General features: G+C 70.0%; 21 protein-coding genes. 14 read left to right on the forward strand and 7 right to left on the reverse strand.

The genetic code is table 11. The features are described from left to right. The first annotated feature begins 171 nt into the window (after window positions 1-171). A complete protein-coding gene (gene thiE, locus LG334_RS12995) occupies window positions 172-822 on the forward strand; it encodes a thiamine phosphate synthase (RefSeq protein WP_404386376.1) in 651 nt (216 codons plus the stop codon). 92 nt (window positions 823-914) lie between these two features. Then, on the forward strand, window positions 915-1,850 hold the full coding sequence (locus LG334_RS13000) for a phytoene/squalene synthase family protein (protein ID WP_404378684.1): 936 nt from the start codon (window positions 915-917) through the stop codon (window positions 1,848-1,850). 19 nt (window positions 1,851-1,869) lie between these two features. Here LG334_RS13000 and LG334_RS13005 read toward each other — a convergent pair whose 3' ends face one another. Beyond that, entirely contained in the window at window positions 1,870-2,880 is a 1,011-nt protein-coding gene (locus LG334_RS13005; protein ID WP_404378685.1) for a putative zinc-binding metallopeptidase, read from the reverse strand. A 47-nt stretch (window positions 2,881-2,927) separates the two neighbouring features. Next, entirely contained in the window at window positions 2,928-3,659 is a 732-nt protein-coding gene (locus LG334_RS13010; protein WP_404378686.1) for a winged helix-turn-helix domain-containing protein, read from the reverse strand. Window positions 3,660-3,971: 312 nt separating this feature from the next. Between LG334_RS13010 and LG334_RS13015 the strand changes: the two genes are divergently transcribed. From LG334_RS13015 to LG334_RS13055, 9 genes are all read left to right on the forward strand, one after another. Next, on the forward strand, window positions 3,972-4,154 hold the full coding sequence (locus LG334_RS13015) for a Flp family type IVb pilin (protein WP_009540133.1): 183 nt from the start codon (window positions 3,972-3,974) through the stop codon (window positions 4,152-4,154). Between the two features lie 145 nt (window positions 4,155-4,299). After that, complete coding sequence (locus LG334_RS13020) at window positions 4,300-4,848, forward strand: prepilin peptidase (protein WP_404378688.1); 549 nt, start codon at window positions 4,300-4,302, stop codon at window positions 4,846-4,848. A 22-nt stretch (window positions 4,849-4,870) separates the two neighbouring features. Then, the gene (cpaB, locus tag LG334_RS13025) at window positions 4,871-6,085 is read left to right on the forward strand and encodes a Flp pilus assembly protein CpaB (protein WP_404378690.1); all 1,215 of its coding nucleotides are present in this window, start codon (window positions 4,871-4,873) and stop codon (window positions 6,083-6,085) included. A 99-nt stretch (window positions 6,086-6,184) separates the two neighbouring features. Then, on the forward strand, window positions 6,185-7,648 hold the full coding sequence (locus LG334_RS13030; protein WP_404378692.1) for a type II and III secretion system protein family protein: 1,464 nt from the start codon (window positions 6,185-6,187) through the stop codon (window positions 7,646-7,648). A 38-nt stretch (window positions 7,649-7,686) separates the two neighbouring features. Continuing rightward, a complete protein-coding gene (locus tag LG334_RS13035; protein ID WP_404378693.1) occupies window positions 7,687-8,331 on the forward strand; it encodes a CpaD family pilus assembly lipoprotein in 645 nt (214 codons plus the stop codon). 55 nt (window positions 8,332-8,386) lie between these two features. Continuing rightward, on the forward strand, window positions 8,387-9,556 hold the full coding sequence (locus LG334_RS13040) for a CpaE family protein (RefSeq protein ID WP_404378694.1): 1,170 nt from the start codon (window positions 8,387-8,389) through the stop codon (window positions 9,554-9,556). 80 nt (window positions 9,557-9,636) lie between these two features. Then, window positions 9,637-11,133, forward strand: a complete 1,497-nt coding sequence (locus LG334_RS13045; protein WP_404378695.1) for a CpaF family protein — start codon at window positions 9,637-9,639, stop codon at window positions 11,131-11,133. Further along, complete coding sequence (locus LG334_RS13050; RefSeq protein WP_404378696.1) at window positions 11,126-12,226, forward strand: type II secretion system F family protein; 1,101 nt, start codon at window positions 11,126-11,128, stop codon at window positions 12,224-12,226. Before LG334_RS13045 ends, LG334_RS13050 begins: the two co-directional genes overlap by 8 nt. A 16-nt stretch (window positions 12,227-12,242) precedes the next feature. Beyond that, a complete protein-coding gene (locus LG334_RS13055; RefSeq protein ID WP_404378698.1) occupies window positions 12,243-13,208 on the forward strand; it encodes a type II secretion system F family protein in 966 nt (321 codons plus the stop codon). Between the two features lie 23 nt (window positions 13,209-13,231). Here the strand turns inward: LG334_RS13055 and LG334_RS13060 are convergent, their stop codons facing one another. Both LG334_RS13060 and LG334_RS13065 read right to left on the reverse strand, forming a co-directional pair. Further along, window positions 13,232-14,074 carry a tetratricopeptide repeat protein gene (locus LG334_RS13060; RefSeq protein WP_404378699.1) on the reverse strand — a complete coding sequence of 281 codons (843 nt, stop codon included), beginning with the start codon at window positions 14,072-14,074 and terminating at the stop codon, window positions 13,232-13,234. A gap of 41 nt (window positions 14,075-14,115) precedes the next feature. Continuing rightward, window positions 14,116-14,886: a Crp/Fnr family transcriptional regulator gene (locus LG334_RS13065; protein ID WP_404378701.1), complete on the reverse strand. Its 771-nt coding sequence runs from the start codon at window positions 14,884-14,886 to the stop codon at window positions 14,116-14,118. A gap of 258 nt (window positions 14,887-15,144) precedes the next feature. Here LG334_RS13065 and LG334_RS13070 point away from each other — a divergent pair, with 258 nt between their 5' ends. After that, on the forward strand, window positions 15,145-16,602 hold the full coding sequence (locus LG334_RS13070) for an ATPase domain-containing protein (RefSeq protein WP_404378703.1): 1,458 nt from the start codon (window positions 15,145-15,147) through the stop codon (window positions 16,600-16,602). Window positions 16,603-16,610: 8 nt separating this feature from the next. Continuing rightward, window positions 16,611-17,690 (forward strand): sensor histidine kinase, encoded by a 1,080-nt coding sequence (locus LG334_RS13075; protein WP_404378704.1) that lies wholly within the window; start codon window positions 16,611-16,613, stop codon window positions 17,688-17,690. A 34-nt stretch (window positions 17,691-17,724) separates the two neighbouring features. On the opposite strand, the gene LG334_RS13080 is transcribed toward LG334_RS13075, so the two are convergent. Then, entirely contained in the window at window positions 17,725-18,192 is a 468-nt protein-coding gene (locus tag LG334_RS13080) for a DUF983 domain-containing protein (RefSeq protein WP_404378705.1), read from the reverse strand. Window positions 18,193-18,454: 262 nt separating this feature from the next. On the opposite strand from LG334_RS13080, the gene LG334_RS13085 reads away from it, so the two are divergent. Next, the gene (locus tag LG334_RS13085; protein ID WP_404378706.1) at window positions 18,455-20,029 is read left to right on the forward strand and encodes a hypothetical protein; all 1,575 of its coding nucleotides are present in this window, start codon (window positions 18,455-18,457) and stop codon (window positions 20,027-20,029) included. A 71-nt stretch (window positions 20,030-20,100) separates the two neighbouring features. Here the strand turns inward: LG334_RS13085 and LG334_RS13090 are convergent, their stop codons facing one another. Then, window positions 20,101-20,778, reverse strand: a complete 678-nt coding sequence (locus LG334_RS13090) for a haloacid dehalogenase type II (protein ID WP_404378707.1) — start codon at window positions 20,776-20,778, stop codon at window positions 20,101-20,103. 51 nt (window positions 20,779-20,829) lie between these two features. After that, the gene (locus tag LG334_RS13095; protein WP_404378709.1) at window positions 20,830-21,597 is read right to left on the reverse strand and encodes an SDR family oxidoreductase; all 768 of its coding nucleotides are present in this window, start codon (window positions 21,595-21,597) and stop codon (window positions 20,830-20,832) included. Window positions 21,598-21,824 lie beyond the last annotated feature (227 nt).

A 21,824-nucleotide genomic window follows, 5' to 3' on the forward strand; every position in this document is an offset into this window, starting at 1 on the left:
ACTCCCTGCATTCCGACTGGACCCGCCGACATGGCCGAGCGCGACGACGACAATCCCGAAGACCTGGACGACCTGGACGACCTCGACGACCTGGAGGCCTTCGACGACGAGGACGAGGACGACGAGGGGCTGAACGGCACCGAGGTGCCCAACCTGGAAACCATGGTCGGCATGGTCGAGCGCGAGCCCTGCCGGCTGTACCTCATTACGCCCCCGCGCCTCGACGACCTGGACAGCTTCGCCGACACGCTGGCGCGCACGCTGGATGCGGGCGACTGCGCGGCGCTGCAAATCCGCCTGAAGGACGTCGACGACGACACGGTCAGGCGCGCCGTCGACCGCCTGCGCCCCATCGCCCAGGATCGCGACGTCGCCGTGCTGCTCAACGACCGGCCGGACCTGGCGAAGCAGACCGGCTGCGACGGCGCCCACATCGGGCAGGAGGACACTCCCTACAGCGAGGCGCGGCGCGTTCTGGGCGAGGATGCGATCGTCGGCGTCACCTGCCACGACAGCCGCCACCTGGCCATGGTCGCCGCCGAGGACGGGGCCGACTACGTGGCCTTCGGCGCCTTCTATCCGACGCTGACCAAAGACCCCAAGGCCGCGGCCGAACTGGATATCCTGAGGTGGTGGCAGGTGATGATGCAGGTCCCCTGCGTCGCCATCGGCGGCATCACGCCGGACAACGCCCGACCGGTCGTCGAGGCCGGCGCGGACTTCCTGGCCGTCTGCGGCGGCGTGTGGAACCATGCCGAAGGACCCGAAGCCGCCGTGAAGACGCTCAACGCCATCATGGCGGAGATCACGGGCACCGTCTGATCCCGGTCCGGGGATGACGGCGCGGCTGGCGGTCCCCATCTTGGATGGACTGCCCGCCCCGACCGCTCCCCGAGGCCGAGAACCCGTCCGCCATGACCGCCCCCGCCGCACCGGCTGTCCAGGCCGGCACCAGCATCACGCTCCTGAAAGGGGCGGCGCGACTGCTGCCGGGCGAGCGGCGGCGGGATGTGCTGGCGCTGGGCGATGCGTGCCTCGCCGCCGGCGCCCTGGCCGCCCAGCGCACCGGCCGTCATGCGGCGCGCATCCGCCTCCGCCGCCTGCGGGCCGCCCTGCGCGCCAAGGAGGCCGCCGACGATCTGGCCGCGCCCTTTCTCGACCTGCACGCGCGGTGCGGCCTGCGGCTCGACATGGCGGAGCTGTTCGTCACGACGCTGCTGCGGGACACGGAAGACCCCGTGATCGAGACGTGGAACGGGCTTATCCGCTACTGCCACGGCTCGGGCGGAACGGTGGCCGTCATGCTCGGGCCCGTCCTGGGAGCTGCGGCCGAGGCCGAGGACGTGCTGCCGTTCGCCATCGACCTGGGCATTGCCGTGCGCCTGGTGGACATCGCCCGTGACGTGCGCCATGACGCCGAATGCGGGCGCGTCTACCTGCCCGCCGCCCTTCTGCCCCGCTCCGTCACGCCGGAACGCCTGGCCGAAGGGGCGCCGGCCGCCGTTGCGGCCGCGCACGGAGCCGCGCAAAAACTGTTGAAGCGCGCCGCCGTCCATTTCCGCAGCGCGGAGTCGGGGCTGTCCGCCCTGCCTCCCCGCTCGCGCGCCGCCGTGCTCGTCGCCATCCGCCAGCACGAAGCGCTGGGCGGGCGCATCGCCGACGCCGCGCCCGAGACATGGTGGCAGCGTCCCACCACGTTGCCGGCCATGGGCCGCACATGGCGCACAGGGCGCACGCTGGCAGGCTTTGCCACCGACAGCCGACTGCGCAACGGGCACCAGCCGCCGCCCGAGCACGTCGCCGCCCTGCACCGGCCGCTGCGCGGGCTGCCGGGCGTGCCGCGCCCGTAGGGCTCTCTGTTGCTCTCTGTTATAGAGTCCCGTCCCGCACGACCCGGTGAACGAAGGCCAGTTTCGCCACCACCACATCCGACAGCACAAAAGGATAAAGGTCGGGCTGTCCCATGCTGCGGTTCAGGCTGTTGACGGCCACCGTCAGGGGCACCCAGGCCTCCAGGATGCGGTCCAGCTCGGGTTCGGCGTAGGGGTCGAAATCGGCGGCCAGCCTTGCGTCGTCGCCGCCGGCGCGGGGCCGGCTGCGCAGGCCGAAGGCGTAGGCGGTCTCCAGCGCGTCAACGATGTGAAGATAGTGCGCGAAGCACTCCGCCCAGTCCTCCCAGGGATGGGAGGCGGCGTAGCGGCTGATGAATTTGCCGCGCCAGGCGCCGTCGTCGGGCGCGTCGTAATGCGCCTGAAGCGCCTGCGCGTAGTCCACCGTCTCGTCCCCGAACAGGGCGCGGAAGTCCGCCAGCGCCGGCCCGTCCTTCACGCGCAGGTCCCACACCCAATGACCCACCTCGTGCCGGAAATGGCCGAGCAGGGTGCGGAAGGGTTCGGCCATGGTGTCGCGCTGGCGTTCACGCTCCACCGGGTCGGCCTCGGCAATGTTGATGGTGACGACGCCGCCGGCATGGCCGGTCATCACCTCGCGGAACTGCGGATCGGGGTCGGCCAGGAAGTCGAAGGCAAGTCCGGCCTCCGGCGACTCGGTCTTGGGCGTCAGCGGCAGGCCCAGCCGCATGAGACTGTAGACCGCCCGGTGCTTGGCGGCCTCCAGCCGGCGCCAGAGGACGACGTGATCGTCGGCGGCAAGGTCGGGAATGGTGCGGTTGAGCCGACAGGCGCGGCAGAAGGCCTGCCCCGGCTCCGCCAGCCAATTGCAGGCGCCGTGCGCCGCATTGGCGCACAGGGCGTCACCGTTCTCCGGCGAGCGCAGGCGCAGGGCATCCGGCTCGAAGGCCAGCGCGGCGCCGCAGGTCTCGCAGCGGGTGTTCTCGAAGTACAGCAGGCTGCCGCAGGTGTCGCACTCGAACAGGCGCATGGCCAACTCTCCCAGGAAAACCGTCCCAAGGGGAACGCCGGCGGCGGTCAGTACGGCAATTCGCCGAACATGTATCCTTCGCCGTAGACGGTGACGATCAGTTCCGGGTGCGCGGGGTTGGGCTCGATCTTCTTGCGCAGGCGCCCGATCAGCACGTCGACGGTGCGGTCCGTCGGGTTCCAGCCGCGGCCGACGGCGTCCATGAGCGCGTCGCGGCTCATCACGCGGCCGGGATTGTCCACCAGCGCCTTGAGGACCGCCGCCTCCTGCCGGGTCAACATCACCGGCTGCTCGTCGGCGCCGATCAGCAGCCGCTTGCCGTGGTCGAACACCCAGTCGGCGAAGCGTACCCGGTCCGCCCCCCTGAACACGGCGGCGGTACCGGCGGTGGACACTCGCCACATCAGATTGCGGCAGCGGACGGCCAGCTCGCGCGGCTCGAAGGGTTTGGTGACGTAGTCGTCGGCACCCATCTCCAGCGCCACGATGCGGTCGACCACCTCGGTCCGCGCCGTCAGCGCGATGAGCCCGATGGCGGAAGCCGCCCGCAGGTCGCGGATCAGCATGAGGCCGTTGCCGTCGGGCAGGTCAAGCTCGGTCGCCACCAGATCGCAGGGCCGCACGTCCATCAGCCCCCGAACGGAAGCAGCATCCGTGGCGCCCAGGGCGTCCATGCCGCCGTCCCGCAGGGCGGACACCGCACGTTCGCGCGCCGCTTCGTCGCCATCGACGACGATGATGCACCGCCGGGCACCCTGTTTTCGCGGTTCCTGCGCCATGGTCCTCGTCCGTATTTCACTCCCGCGCGCGCGGCGGTTAATCCACCCTTACCGTGTTTTACATTTTCTAGCATTTTTTCTACAAGTGCGTCACCTCTTTCACAAACCTTTTTCACATCATCTGGCTATACTCCAAAAGACAGAGGGGGACATAGGCCGATCGGCCAGAGGCATAGGGGCCCCTCCCAACGGACCAGCCCCGCCGCGACACCGCGGCAAACGCCTCGCCCACCGGACCGCCGCCTCCCTCGCGGATACAGGTTTCAGACGCGCCGCGATTGCGGCCATGGACTTAACGCGGAGGATAAGATCATGCGCACCATCATCGCTCGTTTCCGCAAGGACGAATCCGGCGCCACCGCCATCGAATACGGCCTGATCGCCGGCCTGATCTCCGTCGTCATCATCGGCGGCGTGACCCTGGCGGGCACCGAGATCCAGGCTCTGTTCACCACCATCCAGAACAGCCTGACCGGCGTCGGCACCGGCGCCTGACGCCATCACCACGGCCGCGCGGGCCGCTCCCCCCACGGAACCCCCACAGGCCCGCGCGACCCCACAGGGAGCCGGCCGCCGATCCACCGGCGGCCGGCTTTCCTCGTTTCCGCCCGATCCCCTTCCGTCAGGGAGCAGGTCCGCCATGTTGTCCTACGGTCTGTCCGACATGAACACCATCGCCGACCTGCTGCGCACGCTCAGCGTGCTGGTGCTGTGCGGGGTGGTCACCTATGCCGCGGTGGTCGACGCCCTGACATTCGAGATATCCAACACCGTCTCGCTGGTCATCGTCGGCGCCTTCGCCGTCTGGCTGCTGACCGGCGCGCCCAGCTCCGAGCTGGCGCTGGAGCGCCTGACCGGTCATCTGCTGACCGGCGGCGCCGTGCTGATCGGCGGCATCCTGCTGTTTGCGGCCGGAGCCTTCGGCGGCGGCGATGCCAAGATGCTCGCCGCCGTGGCGCTGTGGGCCGGCCCGCAATGGGTGGGCCTGCTGCTGCTGTTCACCGCGCTTTACGGCGGCTTCCTGTGCCTGGCGCTGCTGATGGCGCGGGCCGCCGCACGCCGGGCAGACAGCGTGCCGCCGTTGCTGGAACCGTTGCTGAGCGGCGAGACGCGGGTGCCCTACGGCATCGCCATCGCCGCCGGCACCCTGACCCTGTTCTTCGTGCCCGCCTCGGTGGCCGGCGCGTAATGCTGCAAGTGAGGAGGCCGCCATGCGTGGGCTCATGATCGTCCTGGTGATTGTCGCGCTGGCCGCCGCCGGCGGCGTCAGCTTCTTCACCAACCGCCTGATTGACGAAGTGCGCGACAAACCGGCGACGCCGCTGGAGGCCGAGGTACCGACGCCGCCCATGGTCGCCGTCGCCGCCTCCGACATCGCTCCCGGTGCCACGCTGACGGACAAGGCGGTGCGCTGGCAGCCGTGGCCGGCCGACGCCCTGCGCCCGGAATACGCGCTGGTGCCGGCCAATGCCGCCCAGCCCGAGGCCGTGAAGGCCAATGCCCTGCCGCGCTTCGCCGGCAAGGTGGCGCGCCGCCCCATCGCCGCCGGCCAGCCCCTGACCGACGAGTTGGTGTTCACCCGCGGCGACGCCGGCTTCCTGGCCGGCACGCTGGAGAAGGGGTTCCGTGCCGTTGCCGTGCCGGTGGCCGCCGACAGCGCCGCCGCCGGCTTCATCCTGCCCGGCGACCGCGTCGACGTGATCCTGTCGCAGGACGTGCGCCGCCACGTCGGCGAGGCCGTCGCCGCCCAGGCGCGCGACATCGCCCTGGTGCGCTACGCCGCCGAAACGGTGGTTGAGAACGTGCGCGTGCTGGCCGTCGACCAGTCCATGGCCGCTGGCGAGGACGCGGCCGATGTGGTCGAGACCGCGACGCTCGAGGTCACGCCCGACCAGGCCGAGGCGCTGGCCGTCGCCCGTCACATGGGCGCCATCAGTCTGACGCTGCGCAGCCTGGAGGAACCGGCCATGATGGTGGCGGGCGACACCACCTCCGCCACGGACGACGCCGGCGGCATCGTGCAGGCCAGCGGCGTGGCGCTCGCCGTGGGCCGCCAGGCGGCCGGCACATGGGTGGGTGACGTGGAAGTCAGCCCGAGCCTTGCCGCCGTCGCCGGCTTCGACCGCAACGGCAACCCGCTGTCGTCCGCTCTGCCCGCCGCCCCTGCCGCCCCCGCGGCCGAGGCCGAACCGGTCCCCGAACCGGAGCCCTGGCGGGTTACGATCCATCGCGGCCGGGCGCCGGCTGAGGTCGTGCGCGGCCGCGACGACGACGAGGCCGCGGACGCCGCGGATCAGGGCTTCGACGAGGTCTATCGCGGCAGCCCCGCCCCCGCCGTCAACGCCGACCGCCTCAACCGCGGGTTCTCGGCCATGCGCGGCGGGGCGTTCGGTGGCGGCCCCGCACGCATCATCGGCGGCGGATAAGGAATTCAATGCTTAATCGCCCGACTCTGACGTGATACCGTAAGGCCCATCAGGACAAAGAGGCTGGTCCGGGTTCGGACGAGGGGAAGGACCGACGGAATGACCCACCGCATGCGGCACCTGGGTGCCGTTCTAACCGCCATGGTCTTTCTGGCCGCGACGCCGGCCGCCGGGCAGGACGATGATACGACGCCTGCCGCTCCGGCTCCCGCCGGGGCGGCGGCCGATCCCACCGCCTCGCCCGTTCCCGTCACCCGCCGTCCCGACGCGCCGGCCACGCCGGTCGACACCGCCCGCACCTATGCCGTGAAGGTCGGCCAGTCGGTTGCCCTGGAACTGCCGCGCCCCATCAGCGATGTGGTGGTGGCCGATCCGGAAACCGCCGACGTGGTGGTCCAGCAGCCCACCAAGGTCTTCGTCCTGGGCCGCGAGCCCGGTGCCACCAACATGTTCTTCGTCGACGACAGCGGCGAGGTGATCCTCAACGCCCGCGTGCTGGTGGCGCCCGACGTGGCCGCCGTGCGCGAGGCGCTGCGCGACCTTCAGCCCGCCAGCGCCATCGACATCAAGACGGTCAACGAAAGCATCCTGATGTCGGGCGTCGTGCAGTCCGCCGCCGATGCCGCCGACGCCCAGGCCGTGGTGCAGGCCTTCATGGGCCCCGACACCAGCGTCATCAACGCCCTTCGCATCGCCGGCGATCAACAGGTGCTGCTGCAGGTGACCGTCGCCGAGATCAGCCGCACCACGCTCAAGACCCTGGGCGTGGAGACATCGTTGGACGTGGGCAACCAGACGCTCCAGACCGTGACCAGCTTCGCCCGCGACGTCACCGGCGGCGTGTTCGGCCAGTTGGCCGTTGACGCTGGCATCGACAGCATCGCCTTCTCGGCGCTGGAGCGCGAGGGCCTGGCCAAGATCCTGGCCGAGCCGGCGCTGACGGCCATTTCCGGCGAGACCGCCAACTTCCTGGTGGGCGGCGAGTTCCCCCTGCCCACCGGTGCCGACCGCGACGACGAAGGCAACGTGGAAGTCACCGTCGAACTGCGCGAATTCGGCGTGTCGCTCAGCTTCACGCCGGTGGTTCTGGCCAACAACCAGATCAACCTGCGCATCGCCACCGAGGTGAGTAACATCACCGAGGAAAACGCCATCGACCTGGCGGGCGTGCGCATCCGGGGGCTGTCGGTGCGGCGGGCGGACAGTACGGTCATGCTGCCCTCGGGCGGAAGCCTGATGATCGCCGGCCTCATCCAGAACGACGAGTTCAACCGGGTGGAGGGCATTCCGGGCCTCATGGACATGCCTATTCTGGGCGCGCTGTTCCGCAGCAACCAGTTCCAGACCAACCGCACCGAACTGGTGGTGGCCGTGAAGGCCTTCCTGGTGCGCCCCATCGAGTTCGGCCCGCGCATGGCCTATCCCACCGACGGCTTCGTGCCGGCCAACGACCTGGACATCTACCTCTACGGCCGCCTGCGGTCCACCTATGGCCCCAAGGACGGCGAACCGGCCGGCGAGCCCTATGTGATCGCCGGTCCCAGCGGATACATGATGCGATGACGCTTGCGTGCAGCCCCAGGCGAGGAGACGCCCCGGCCATGACCGCCCACCGCCGCACCGCCGCTTCCCGCTGCCCGCTGGCCGGCGCCGTCGCGACCGCCGTCCTGGCCCTGGGCCTGGCGGCCTGCGAAACGCCGCCGTCTCCGCCCGTGGCGGACCGCTATGGGATCGAGGTGGATATCCGCACCTTCCAGGCCTCCGTCCACGTGGGCGCGCGGGCGGAACTGCCGGCCGACTTCGTAACCGAGTACCGGCGGCGCGGTCGCGGCGCCATGCTGCTCACCGCCCCGCCGACGCCCGAGGGCGAGCGCACCGCGCGCCGCCTCAAGCGCTGGCTCGCGGACCAGGCCATAAAGGCCGACATCATCACCGGCTACCGCCCCGAAGCCGCGGTGCAGGCGTCGTTTCCCGCGGCCGTCGCCGCCGTGCCAGAGTGCGGCAACTGGTCGGATGGCGACACCTACAATCCCAACCGCATGAAACCGCTGAACTTCGGCTGCGCCTATCAGCGCAACATCGGGCTGATGCTCGCCGATCCGGGCGATTTGCAGCAGGCCGAGCCCATGGGCCGGCCTCGGGCGCCCCGCCAGGTGGACATCGTGGAGACCTACCGCCGCGGGGAGCCCACGGCCACCATGCCACCGGCAGAGGAAGGCCGACCGGCCAGCGACATCACCGAATAGGCCCGCAGCCGCCCGCAGGAGGACCCGTCCCATTCGCATTTCCATCCTGGCCTTCGTGACGTCCGAAGACCGCGCGCGCACGGTGCGCGACGCGGCCGGACTGCCGCGCCTGCACCGCGCCGCCATGACGGCGGAGGCCGGCGGGATGGCCGAGGCGCACGCCCACCTGTCGCGCCACGACAGCCCCGACGTCCTGATCCTGGAAACCGCAGAGGACCCCGAGGCCCTGGTCGAGAGCCTGGACAGGCTGGCCGACGTGGTGCGGCCGGGCACAAAGGTGATCCTGCTGGGCGACAGCAACGACATCGCGCTCTATCGCCGCCTGCTGTCCATGGGTGTATCGGAATACCTTTATGGCAGCGTCACTCCGGACGAACTGCTCGACGCCGTCCAGCGCATCGCCTCCACCGACGGAGAACAGGCCGGCGGCGGCCGGGTCATCGCCGTCTTCGGCACTGCCGGCGGCGTCGGCACCAGCACGGTTGCGGTGAACGTGGCCGACGCCATTGCGGCGCGCGGCGACGAAAGCGTCGTACTGGTGGACCTGGACCTGTGGTTCGGGGTCGATGCCCTGGCGCTCAACCTCACGCCCCGCCAGGGCGCCGCCGATGCGCTGAGCGACCCCAATCGCATCGACGACATGCTGCTGGACCGCGTGCTGGAAAAGCACGGCGACGGAGTTCAGGTGCTGGCCGCCCCCGCGTCGCCCGAAGTGGCCGCCCCGCCGACCGAGGAGGCGCTGGAAAAGCTGCTGGCGGTGCTGCGGCGGAAGATGGACGTTGTCGTGCTCGACCTGCCGCGCCTGTGGACGCCGTGGGTCAAGACCGCGCTGATCGAGGCGCGGGAGACGGTGCTGGTGACCTACCCGGACCTCGCCAACCTGCGCAACACCCGCTCCATCGTCGACGTCGTCGGCCCGGCCCGCGCCGGCGGCGCACCGCGCATCGTCTTCAACCGCGCGGGCCTCAGCCGCAAGAACGAACTGACGGCCGGCGACTATTCCGAAGCGCTGGGCCGCGCCCCTGACGCTGTTCTGCCCTTCGAGCCGGCCTTGTGCGCGTCCGCCATGAACCAGGGCCAGACGCTGCGCCAGGCCGGTCGGACCAACGCCCTGACGCGCGCCATCGGCACCCTTGCCGACACCGTCGATCCGCCGGCCGGAAAGGGCGCGGGAAAAGGACGCCCCCGGCTCAGCCTCAAGACTTTGTTCACCCACGGACGCTAGACTGACGTCTCGGCACGCCCTGCCCCGGCATCGTTCCGTCCCACGTCCGCAACCCTCCGCGAAAGCCCGAGCCACCGCCCATGTTCGGCCGCCGACAAGGTCCCGTTCCGCCGCCTTCTCCCGCCCGGCCCGCGCCGACCCGGCCGGCCGCGCCCGCCGCGGCGGAGACCACGCCGGATCAAGCCGTCGGTGGCGCCGCCAAGCCGGCACCGGCCGGCACCGCCCCACGCGCCGAGCCGACGCCGAGCCCCGCGCCCGCCGCCAAGTCCGAGCCGAAAAGCGCAACCGCCGGCGCGTCGGCGGCGGCGGACCGCCTGCACGACGTGAAGGTGGAGGTGTTCAACGCGCTGATCTCGGCCATGGACCTGGCGCAGCTCTCGGCCCTGTCGCCCGAGGCCGTGCGCGAGGAGCTGACCGACGTCATCTCCGAGATCATCTCCATGCGCGGCTTCAGCCTGTCGGCGGCCGAGCAGAAGCAGGTGGTCGACGACATCTGCAACGACGTGCTGGGCCTGGGACCGCTGGAGCCGCTGCTGGCACGCGACGATATCGCCGACATCATGGTCAACGGCGCCGACAAGGTCTACATCGAGGTCGGCGGCCGCATCCAGCTGACCGACATCAAGTTCCGCGACAACGCGCAGCTGATGAACATCTGCCAGCGCATCGTTTCGGCGGTGGGCCGCCGCGTGGACGAGGCGAGCCCCATCTGCGACGCCCGCCTTGCCGACGGCTCGCGCGTCAACGTCATCGCCCCGCCGCTGTCCATCGACGGCCCGTCCCTGACCATCCGAAAATTTCGCAAGGACAAGCTGGCGCTGGAGGAACTGATCCAGTTCGGCACCATCTCTCCGGCCGGCGCGGTGGTGCTGGAGGTCATGGCGGCCAGCCGGTGCAACATCCTGGTCTCCGGCGGCACGGGTTCGGGCAAGACGACGCTGCTGAACATCCTGACCAACTACATCGAGCACACCGAGCGCGTCGTCACCTGCGAGGACTCGGCCGAGCTTCAGCTCAAGAACCCGCACGTGGTGCGCCTGGAAACCCGCCCGCCCAATCTGGAGGGCGCCGGCGAGATCACAATGCGCGACTTGGTCAAGAACTGCCTGCGCATGCGCCCCGAACGCATCGTCGTCGGCGAGGTGCGCGGGCCGGAAGCCTTCGACCTGCTGCAGGCCATGAACACCGGCCATGACGGCTCCATGGGCACGGTCCACGCCAACAGCCCGCGCGAAGCCATCTCGCGCCTGGAGAACATGATCGCCATGGGCGGCTACAATCTGCCGCCCAAGGCCACGCGCGAGCAGATCGCCGCCGCCGTGGACGTGATCGTCCAGGCCTCGCGCATGCGCGACGGCAGCCGCAAGATCACCCACATCACCGAAGTCGTCGGCATGGAGGGCGACGTGGTGACGCTGCAGGATCTGTTCGTCTACGAGTTCGAGGGCGAGACCGCCGACGGCAAGGTCATCGGCCGTCACCGCGGCACCGGCCTGCGCCCGGCGGTGTGGGACAAGGCGCGGTACTTCGGCCTGGCCGGCCGGCTGGCGGAAGCGCTGGAGATTCCCAATGCCTGACGCGCTGGGCCTCATCGCGCCGGCGGCGGCGGCCGCCAACGCTGCCGGCTCCGCGGTGGAGGCCGAGGGCGCGGTGTCAGGCATGGTGCTGTCGCTGGTGGGCGCGCTGATTCTCATGCTTGTGGCCCTGGCCGCACTTCTGGTGGTGCTGGTGGCCGACGGGCCGCGCCGCCGCCTGCGCCGGCGCATGACCGCCATCGGCCTGGTGGACGGCCCACCCGCCGGAGCCGGTGGCGGCGCCCGCCTCGCAAGGGCCGGGGCGCGCGGAGGGTCGCAGGCCGCCCGGCAGAAGCGCATCCAGGAAAAGCTTCAGGAACTGGAAGGCAAGAGCACCGGCAAGGCCCAGCGCCGCAACCAGTTGCGCGCCGACTTGGTTCAGGCAGGCCTGGACTGGGACGTGCGCAAGTATACCGGCGTCATGATGGGCAGTGGCGTCGCCATCACCATGGCGTTCATGCTGGTGCTGGGCAACGTGCTGCTGGCGCTGGCAGCCGGCGTCGTGGGCGCCTTCGGCGTGCCGCGCCTGATCCTGCGCTGGAAGGCGGCGCGCCGGCGCAAGGCCTTCGTGCGCGAGTTCCCGAATGCCATCGACGTACTGGTGCGCGGCATGCGATCGGGCCTGCCGGTGGGCGAGTGCATGGGCATCGTCGCCCGCGAAAGCCCCGAGCCCCTGTCGGGCGAGTTCAAGCACCTGGTGGACGGCATGCGCCTCGGCATGTCCATGGAAGAGGTCATGCACAGGGCCACCGAACGCCTGCCCGTGCCGGAATACCGCTTCTTCGCCATCGTCCTGCAGATCCAGCAGCAGACGGGCGGCAATCTGGCGGAGACGCTGTCCAACCTGTCCACCGTTCTGCGCGACCGCAAGAAGCTGCGCGACAAGGTCAAGGCCATGTCGTCGGAAGCCAAGGCCTCGGCCGCCATCATCGGATCGCTGCCGTTCATCGTCGGCGGCATCGTCTATCTGGTGAACGCCGACTACATCATGCTGCTTTTCACCGAGTTCGCCGGCAACGTCATCGTCGGCGGCGGGGTCGCGTGGATGCTGCTGGGCATCGCCATCATGGCGAAGATGATCAACTTCCGCATGTAGCGGGCCGGAGACCGCCGTGGAGCTGCTCAAGACCATCGACATGCAGGCCTGGATCACCGCGCTGACCTTTGTCGGCGCGGCGGCCACCCTGCTGGCGCTGCTGCTCCCCCTGCTCCGCCGCGACGAGCGCAGCCGGCGCCTGAAGGCGCTCAAGCAGCGGCGCGAGCAGCTCCGCCAGGAAACGCAGCGCCAGTTGGAGCGCCGCAAGGCCGAGGCCCGCGGGCCGAAAAAGCACGTCACGCTCATGCGCAAGGTGCTCGATCGCCTGCGCCTGGGCCACCTGGTGTCCAGCCGGTCCTTGCAGCAGCGGCTGTCGGCGGCCGGATACCGCCAGCCGCAGGCGCCGGTGGTCTATGTCTTCGTGCAGGTGGTCGCACCCTTCGTCTTCGCCGGCGTGGCGCTGCTGCTGATCGGCCTGGCGCGCGAGGCGCCGTCGACGGGCATGCAGATCCTCATCGTCGGCGGCCTGACGGCAGCGGGCCTGCTGCTGCCGTGGATTTTGCTCAAGAACGCCGCCGACAAGCGCCGGGCCGAGATCACGCTCTTTTTCCCCGACGCCCTGGACCTGCTGGTCATCTGCACCGAGGCCGGCCTTTCGGTGGACGCAGCCTTCGCCCGCGTGACCGAGGAACTGGCCGAAACCTCGCCCGTGCTGGCGCAGGAGCTCAGCATCACGGCCGCCGAGCAGGCCTTCCTGGGCGATCGCCGCAAGGCCTACATGAATCTGGCGGAACGCACCGGAGTGCCGGCGGCGCGCGCGCTGGCGACCTCTCTCGCCCAGGCGGAAAAGTACGGCACGCCTGTCAGCCAAGCGCTCAAGGTGCTGTCTCAGGAAAACCGCGAGGAACGGCTGTCGCGCGCCGAACGCAAGGCCGCCGCCCTGCCGGCGCAGTTGACCGTGCCGATGATCATCTTTTTCCTGCCGGTGCTGCTGGTGGTCATCATCGGCCCCGCGATCATCCAGGTGTTCAAGACGTTCTGACGCGGCGGTCGCAGCCGCTCCGCCTAATCGGCCTCCCGCTTCGCCGCCTCCGCCCCCGCAAGGCGGCGCAAGTCGGCCACCGCGCGCTCGGCCAGGTCGGCGGGCAGGTGCCGGCGGACCATGCGCTCGGCCCGCGGCACGTCGCCCTTCATGGCATAAAGAAGTGCGAGGTTCTGCCGCACCTGGAGCGGCGCGCCCGGACGCTTGGCCTGCTTTTCCAGAAGCGCGATGCCCTGGTCGATGTCGCCCGTCATCGCCAGCGACAGGGCGTAGTTGTTGGCCGCCTCCACGTCGTCCGGCGCCAGCGCGAGCGCCGTCTGGTAGGCGGTGCGCGCGTCCTGCGGGCGGTCCAGGCGGTCGTAGGCGATGCCGAGAAGCTTCTGCATGGGCGCATCACCCGGGTCCTGGGCGCGCATGTCCTCCAGCAGCGCCGCCGCATCGGGCACCAGGCCACCGGCAAGCTGCGCCTTCGCCAGTTCCAGCTTCACCGCCCGCGCCTCGGCGCTGCGCTCGGGCAGGTCGTCCAGCAGCCGTTGCAGGACCAGCATGGCCTCCTGCGGCTGTCCGGCGTAGCGCAGGAGCCGCGCCTGGTCGAGCCGGGCCGGCAGCGGGTTGTCGGACCGTTCCGCCAGTCGGCCGTAGTGGGCCGCGGCCTTGTCGAACTGGGCCTCCTGCTCCGCCCGCTCGGCCATGGAGCGAAGCGCCGAGGTCACCGCCGCGCCGTCGCGCGCCGGCCGTTCCGCACGGTCGCCCTGCCCCGCCTCGCCGGCGCAACCGGTCAGGGCCAGGCCGAGAACAAGGGTGACCGCGGCGCCGAGCGTCGCGGATCGAAACGTGGTGGGGACAGCGGTGCGGCGGCGGGTCATGGAGACGTCGGAACTCCGGCTGAATGCGCGCGTGTCGGCGGTCAGGTAAGGTGCGCCAGCAGGCGCAGGCGGGCAAGGTCGCGGATGATGAGGGTCTTGTGCCGGCGCTCCACCAGCCCCTCGCGGGCCAGTTGCCCGACGGCGGCGGCCACGGTTTCGCGGTCGGCTCCGACCCAGCCGGCGATGTCGCCGTGGGGCGGCAGGGGATCGACCGCCCAGGTGCCGTCGCCGACGGCGCGGGGCTCTGCCAGGCGCACCAGTTCCATGAACACGCGCTGGCGCGGGGTCAGGGTCGACAGGCTGTGGACGCGCCGGTTGAGCGAGCGGATGAAGCCGGCGAACCGCCGCAGCAGCGCCATGGCGAGTGGCGGGTGGGCCTCCACCAGATCGAGGAAGTCCTCGCGCGGCAGGATGGCGAGGAGGCCGTTGTCCAGCGCCACCGCCCGCGCCGAGCGGGGCCGGCCGTCCACCGCCGCCAGTTCGCCGAAGGTGTCGCCGCTCGTGAATTCTGCCAGTGTCACCAGTTCACTGAGGGAGCTTTCAGGAACGGCGTCGGCGCCGCCGGCGGGCACTGCCGGGTCGGCCTCTTCCGGCCCGTCGCGGCGGATGACGATGCGCAGCTTGCCGCGCACGATGAAGAACACCGCCGCGCTCGGATCGTCGAGTTCGAACACCACGTCGCCGGGCCGCGTCTGCCGCCACTGGCAACGGGCCTCCACGGCGCGCAGGCGCTCGGCCGGGATGGCGCGCAGAAGATCGATGGCGGCGAGGGAGCGGCCGGAGGCCTCGGCGGCGGATGAGGGGTCGGCCATGGAAGGATGTCCAGACACGGTGCGGGTTATGCAGCCGCCGACGCGGGCGCGTAGACGGCAGGAACGGCAACACTCTATCGGCCCCTTGCGCGCCCGGCAACGGCCACCGTCACAGACGGCGCCGTCACCCCGAAGCCGCGCTTTCGTTTGCCGCCTCCTATCCGGTCGGATATGCTTCCGCACCAGGAACAAGCTCTTAAGGACGGGCGCCCGGCCATATGGCCGTTTCGGCAGAGTATTGAGGACAGGAGCCATTCCGTGGGTCAAGCAGTTGAAAAGACGCTCATTGGAACCGGCATAGGGGGCCTCGACCACATCCTGAACGGCGGTCTTCCGCCCGGGCGAGCCTATGTGGTCGTCGGCGAGCCCGGCACCGGCAAAACCACGTTCGGCCTCCATTTCGTGCTGGAAGGGCTGAAGAAAGGCGAACGTGTCCTGTTCCTGACGCTGTCCCAGACCGCGGACGAACTGCTCGGCATCGCACGGTCCCACGACATGGACATCGGGGACGTCATCGTGCGCGAGCTTTCACCCGACCGTCTCGCCCGGGCGGCCACGCGCGACCAGACGGTGCTGCAGACCTCCGACGTCGAATTCGCCGCCACGATGGACGCGATCGAAGCCATCATCACGGAAACCGCGCCCAGCCGCCTTGTGCTGGACACCGTGGCCGATATCCGGCTGCTCAGCAGTTCGCCGCTCCGCTTCCGCCGGCAGTTCGTGGAAATCAAGGACATGCTGGGCCGCCACGGCGTCACGGGGGTGATCCTGGACACGGCGGAAAGCTCCAACATCCTGTCCGGTGACATCGACGCCCTTGCCCACGGCGTCATCCGCATGACCTGGACCCTGCCGCCGCACGGCACCGCCCGCCGCCGCATCGCCGTCACCAAGCTGCGCGGCCATGCCTTCGTGGAAGGCTACCACGACATGACGATCCGCCGCGGCGGGGTGGAGGTCTACCCGCGCATCCTGCCGCGCCAGCACGAAACCGACAAGCCGGTGCCCAGTCTCGGCAGCGGGATCGGTGCGCTCGACGCCCTGTACGGCGGACAGCTTGCCGGCGGCGGAACGCTCATGCTGGCCGGATATGCCGGCACGGGCAAGTCCACCCTGCTGACCGCCTATGCCCGCAATGCCGCCAGCGAAGGCCGGCGCGCAGCCCTGTTTCTGTTCGAGGAACGCCCGGACATTTTCCGCCAGCGCGCCGCCCAGTTGAGCCTGGACCTGGAGGGCCAGCCCGGTGAGGTAGAACTGGCCCGCATCGATCCCATGGAAGTTTCGCCGGGGCAGTTGTTCCAGCGCATTCAGGCGGAAGTCCATGCCGGCGCCGACATCATCGGCATCGACAGCCTTCAGGGACTTGTCGCGGCCATGCCCGGCGAGCGCGAGGCGTTGACCCAGATCCACAGCCTCCTCAGCTTCCTGGGCCGGCACAAGGTGCTGACCATCCTGACCATGAACATCCAGGGCATGGTCGGCACTGGCACACGCCCCGATGTCGACATGAGCCTGATGGCCGATACCATCCTGCTGCTGCGCCAGTACGAGGCGACAAGCGAAATCCGCCGCACCGTGGCGGTGGTCAAGAAGCGCTACGGCCCGCACGAAACGGTCCTGCGGGAGTTCACAATCACGTCCGACGGCATCAGCGTCCGCCCGATCCGCGATGATGTGGACATGCGCCGCCACTTCGAGCTTGGTGTGGCGCATTGACCGGCGGCGTGCCCGGCCGGCCGGCCGCAAACGACCCGCCGGACGGTGGCACCGCCGTGGTGCTCGCGCCGCTCGGCGGCGACGCCGCCGTGCTGATGGAAACGCTGGAGGCTGCCGGCATACCGGTGCGGCGGGGTGACGCGAACGGCGCCCTTCCCACCTCGCCCAAGGCCATCAAGGCCCTGCACCCGGGCATCCTGCTGCTGACGGAGGAAGCGCTCGGTGCCGCCGTCGTGGCAGCCCTGGCAGGATTTCAGGCAGCGGAGCCACGGTGGTCGGCGCCGCCGATCATTCTGCTATGCAGCAGCGGAACGGACCTGCGCGCGCGGACAGCGCCCCTCCTCTCCCGACGGCCGGACACGCCGCTGACGGTCCTGCGCCGCCCGGCCACCGAAGCTGACCTGCTGACAGCCGTGCGCAGCGCGCGGCGGGTCCGGGCCATGCAGCTTCGCATGCGCGATGTGCTGGAGGAACGGGAGCGTTCCGAGCAATGGGCGCGCTTTCTGCTGAACGAACTCAGTCACCGCACCAAGAACATGTTCTCAATGGTGCTGGCCCTCGCGCGGCAGACCATGCGCCAGACCATCCAAGCGCCGGAGGCCTTCATGAAGACCTTCGAGGGCCGCGTCCACACGCTGGCCGAGGCTTATTCGGCGCTGACCCGCAACGACTGGCAGGCGGCCACGGTGGGCGACCTGGCCGAGCACGTGGTCCTGCCTCTGGCGGAGGACGACGGGCCGCGCGGCCGGGTGCTGCTGGACGGGCCGGTCATCTCCGTACCGCCCGCCACGGCGACGACGCTGGCCCTCGCCATGCACGAACTGGCTACCAACGCCGCCAAGTATGGCGCCCTCTCAAACCAGACCGGCACCGTCCGCGTGACCTGGTCACGCGATGCCGGCGGTCTCGGCCGGCTGGAGTGGCGGGAGCGCGGCGGCCCTCCGGTGACGCCGCCGGCCCGCACGGGCTTTGGAACGCGCGTCATCACCGGTGCCATCAAGTCGGAAGCCGGCGGCGATGCCGACATGCGCTTCGAGCCCGAGGGCCTGACCTGCGTCCTGACCTTCCAGACCAGCAGGACGGGCTGACCCACCGCCGGGCGGGCGCTTGACCGGGTTGCCGCTAATACTGATGCTCGTCCCCCCGCAGCCCCAAGGCCCACATGAAGCCCAGCCCCATGCCCTTGGCGCGGGGCAGGAACAGCAGCACCATCTCCAGCCCGATCGGTACCCACAGCAGCAGGTGGACCAGCAGCGACGGCGCAAACAGCGTTTCCACCAGGATCGCGAGCGGCACCAGCGTGTGACCGATCACGAAGATGCCCAGCCACGGTGCGAAATCGTCGGTGCGGATGTGGTCGTAGGCCTCGCCGCAGTGACCACACGACTTGCTCGGCGTCAGAAAGCCCGTCAGCAGCCGGCCCTTGTCGCAATTGGGGCACCGAAGCATGAAGCCCCGCCGCATGGCCCGCAGGATGGGGCCCTTGCGGGCCCGCTCGGCCGCCCGCTGGTGCTTGTGGATTTCCCACTCGCGCTCCCATTCCGTCAGGCGGTATTCGGATCGCGGCGTATTGTCGGGGCGATGGTTCATGGCGGCGCCTCGCACGGGTTCAAGCGGTCAGCATACCCGACGAACGCCCGGCCCTGGCAAGGGTGCGAATTGGATTCATTCCCATAAAGACTCTGTGGATGCCTCGACGATCCGGGACGTGGCAACCCCGCCCGTCACTGTTCGTTGCGACAGTAGACGGTCGGGCGGCGCCAGCGACCGGAAGAAAAAGAGGAAGAAGACGAGAAGGCGTCGTCCAGTATTCCCAGGACTTTCCTGCAACAAAGCAGAGAGGACAACGCCCATGACTCTCATGTGCAAGCGCACCCGATCCACGACGCTCGCCTCCGCCCTCATGACCGGCATCGCCACGGTGGCCCTGACCGCCGGCGGCGCGCTGGCGCAGGATGACGCAGCCAAGAAGGCCGAGCAGAGCGGCGAGATCCAGACGCCAACCAACCTCGGCACCTCGGCCGAAACCAACGGCGAGCAGGCCGCCACCACCGGCGAGGCCACGACGGACGCCGAGACCGGTCAGGAGCAGGCGGCCGCGCCCTCCGGCGCCGCGACGGAGCCCGAGGCCGACGCGGCCACCGAGTTCTATGACGGGGATTCCGAGCCCCCTCCGTCCTTCGGCGAGGGCATGACCGGCGAAACCGCCGCAACCGGCACCGACACCGAAACCCAAACCGAAATTCAAACCGGCCAGACCGGCACAGGCACCGGCACCGAAATCCAAACCGGCCAGACCGGCACAGGCACCGACACCGAAATCCAAACCGGCCAGACCGGCACCGGCACCGGCACCGGCACCGAAACCCAAACCGGCCAGGCCCGCACCGACACCGGCACCGGCGCCGGCATGCAGGAAGAAACCGCGGCCGCCGATCAGCCGCAGACCGAGCAGCAGCGGGCCAAGCGCCTCCTGGAGGCCCTGAGCGAGGGCCGTGACCTGCCGCCCGGCACCATGGTGATGGTCGTGCCGCAGGACGCCTTCGACGCGGGCTTCCACGACCCGCAGAGCCGCATGAGCATGGACCGCGAGAGCTTCTCCGCCGAGACGCCGGGCAACCTGGTGGTCATCCCCATGAGCCGCGATCAGCTCCAGCGCATGCAGAACATGCCGGGCGGCCAGGGCCAACAGATGGCGCAGCAGGGGCAGGACCAGCAGGATCAGAACTGGGCCCAGCGCCGCGAGGACCGCATGATGCAGCGCTACCAGCGCATGCTGGAGCAGCAGGAGGCCATCGACAGCGACGAATTCCGGCGCCGCATGCGCCAGGAGAACGGCCAGCAGATGGGCCAGGACGACGGTCAGCAGACGGGCCGGATGGGCCAGATGCGCCAGGACGACGGTCAGCAGACGGGCCGGATGGGCCAGATGGGCCAGCAGATGGGCCAGATGGAGATGAACCGGAACCAGCAGATGCGCCAGATGCCCCAGCAGCAGGCGCAGCGCGACAGCCGGCTGGACCGCTATCGCGAATTCCGGGAGGATCGCCTGTCGCAGCTGGACGAGGATTACGGCCGCTGGCGCGCCGAACAGCTGTCGGAAATGGACCGCAGCTATGAGCAATGGCGCGAGAACTTCCAGCGCCGCCTGGACCAGGCCTACATGGACCAGCGTCGCCAGCAGCAGCGCGGCCAGATGATGGGCCAGATGCAGGGCCGCGACCAGGGGCAGATGCAGGGCCAGATGCAGGGCCGTGACCAGGGCCAGCAGATGGGCATGCGGGGCTCGGAGTTGCACTTCTACGACCCGCAGACGGGCACCGTCATTGACCCCGATCTCGCCTACGTCCTGCCGGACGGCCGCGTGATCATCGACGCCATGCCGCACGTTCCCGGCATTCAGCCCGAGGAACTTGCAGAGCGCTAAGATGCGCCGGGCATGAACGACGGACGGGCCGGAGCCGCAGGGTTTCGGCCCGTTTCGTGTGCGCGTTCGCCCTACTCGGGCAGCGCCAGCAAGGCGTCCACAACCTCGGTCAGCGTTGCGCCCGTCACCATCGGCTTGCGAAAGATGGCGGGAAACGCTTCGTGGCGGGCGACGTACCCGGTGGACAGCCCGGCCGCCGCGGCGCCGTGGATGTCCCAGGGATGGGCCGCCACCAGGACACAGTCCTCGGGCGTGACGCCGCAGGTCGATGCCGCCGTCCGGTAGACCTCGCGCCGGGGCTTGGCGAGACCCACATCCTCGACACTCAGCACATGGGTGATCAAATCGCGCAGTCCGGCACCCTCGAACAGGGCTTCCGTGGCCGACACGCTGCCGTTGGACAGGGCAACGGCCATGATTCCCGCCTGCCGCAGCGCATCCAGCGCCGGGCGGGCGTCGTCGTGGGGCGGCAGCTTGGCGAAGGTGGACAGCACGCGGTCGCGCTGGGCCGCGTCCGGATCGGCGCCGTGGTCGCGGGCGACGGCGATCAGATTCGCCTCCAGAACGCTGCGGAAGGGCTCGAAGCAGTCCGTCGCCGCCAGGGCGAAGGCGTCCCGCAGGGACCGGGCGAACCACGTCGGCAGGGCGTCGCTCCGCACCCCGATCTCCTCCAGCCGGTCGCGCAGCGGATGGAGGGAAAAGGTGGTCTCGATCACGTCAAAGGCGACGACCTTGGGACGGCGGGCCATGGATGAACCTCCTGGATACTCGTTGGACTTGCCGATACAACGCGCGCCGCGTCAAAAGTGGGTGACGTGGCCGCCGTCGACGAAAAGCGTATGTCCCGTGACGTAGGACGCGGCCGGCGAGGCCAGGAACACGACCGCCCCCGCGACCTCCTCCGGCTGTCCCCAGCGGCCGAGCGACGTGCGGCCCGCGAGCCAGGCGGCGATGCCTTCGTCGGCGGCCATTTCCGCGTTCGCTTCGGTGGCGAAGAAGCCCGGCGCCACGGCGTTCACGGTCACCCCGGCCGCGCCCAGTTCGGCGGCCAGCGCGCGCGTCAGCGCCTCCAGTCCGCCCTTGCTCATGGTGTAGGCGGGGTCCCCCGCCCGCGCCACCGGACCGGCGATGGAGGTGATGTTGATGATCCGCCCGCCCCCCTTCGCGACCATTCCCGCCGCCGCCCGCCGGCAGAGCAGGAAGGGCCCCATCAGGTTGCCCTCCACCACGGCGCGGGCGGCATCGCCCGGCAGGTCGGCGAGGCCCCGACGGTCACGGGTGCCAGCGTTGTTCACGAGAATGTCGAGGCCGCCATGTTCCGCGTCGATCCTGGCGAACGCCCCGGCGACGGCGGACTCGTCGGTCACGTCGAAGGCCAGGGCTTCGGCCCTGCCACCCTCGGCGCGGATGGCCTCGACCACCGGCGACAGCCGCTCGGCGGCACGGCCGTTGACCAGCACCAGCGCCCCGGCCTCGGCCAGCGCCCGCGCCATGACGGCACCCAGGCCCCGCCCGGCGCCCGTCACCAGCGCCACGCGCCCGTGCAGCCGGAAGTCCGCGATCGTCATGCCCTGCCTCCTGTCCCTGATCAAGCCCCGGCAGAAGTGCCACGGCGGGGCCTTTCCGGCAAGCGGCCGCCCCCGTAGTTGTGCTAACCGTCCCGCCATGAATTACCACGTAAAATTTAAGCGTATCATATCGGGGGAGTCGTTCTTCTGCGCCGTTACGCGCTGAAAATCGGCATTTGTCGCCGTTTTCCGCCTGTTGACCGATACGGCCGGGCGCAAGCCATCCT

Source organism: Caenispirillum salinarum (assembly GCF_044803115.1).
GTDB lineage: Bacteria > Pseudomonadota > Alphaproteobacteria > Rhodospirillales > Rhodospirillaceae > Caenispirillum > Caenispirillum salinarum_A.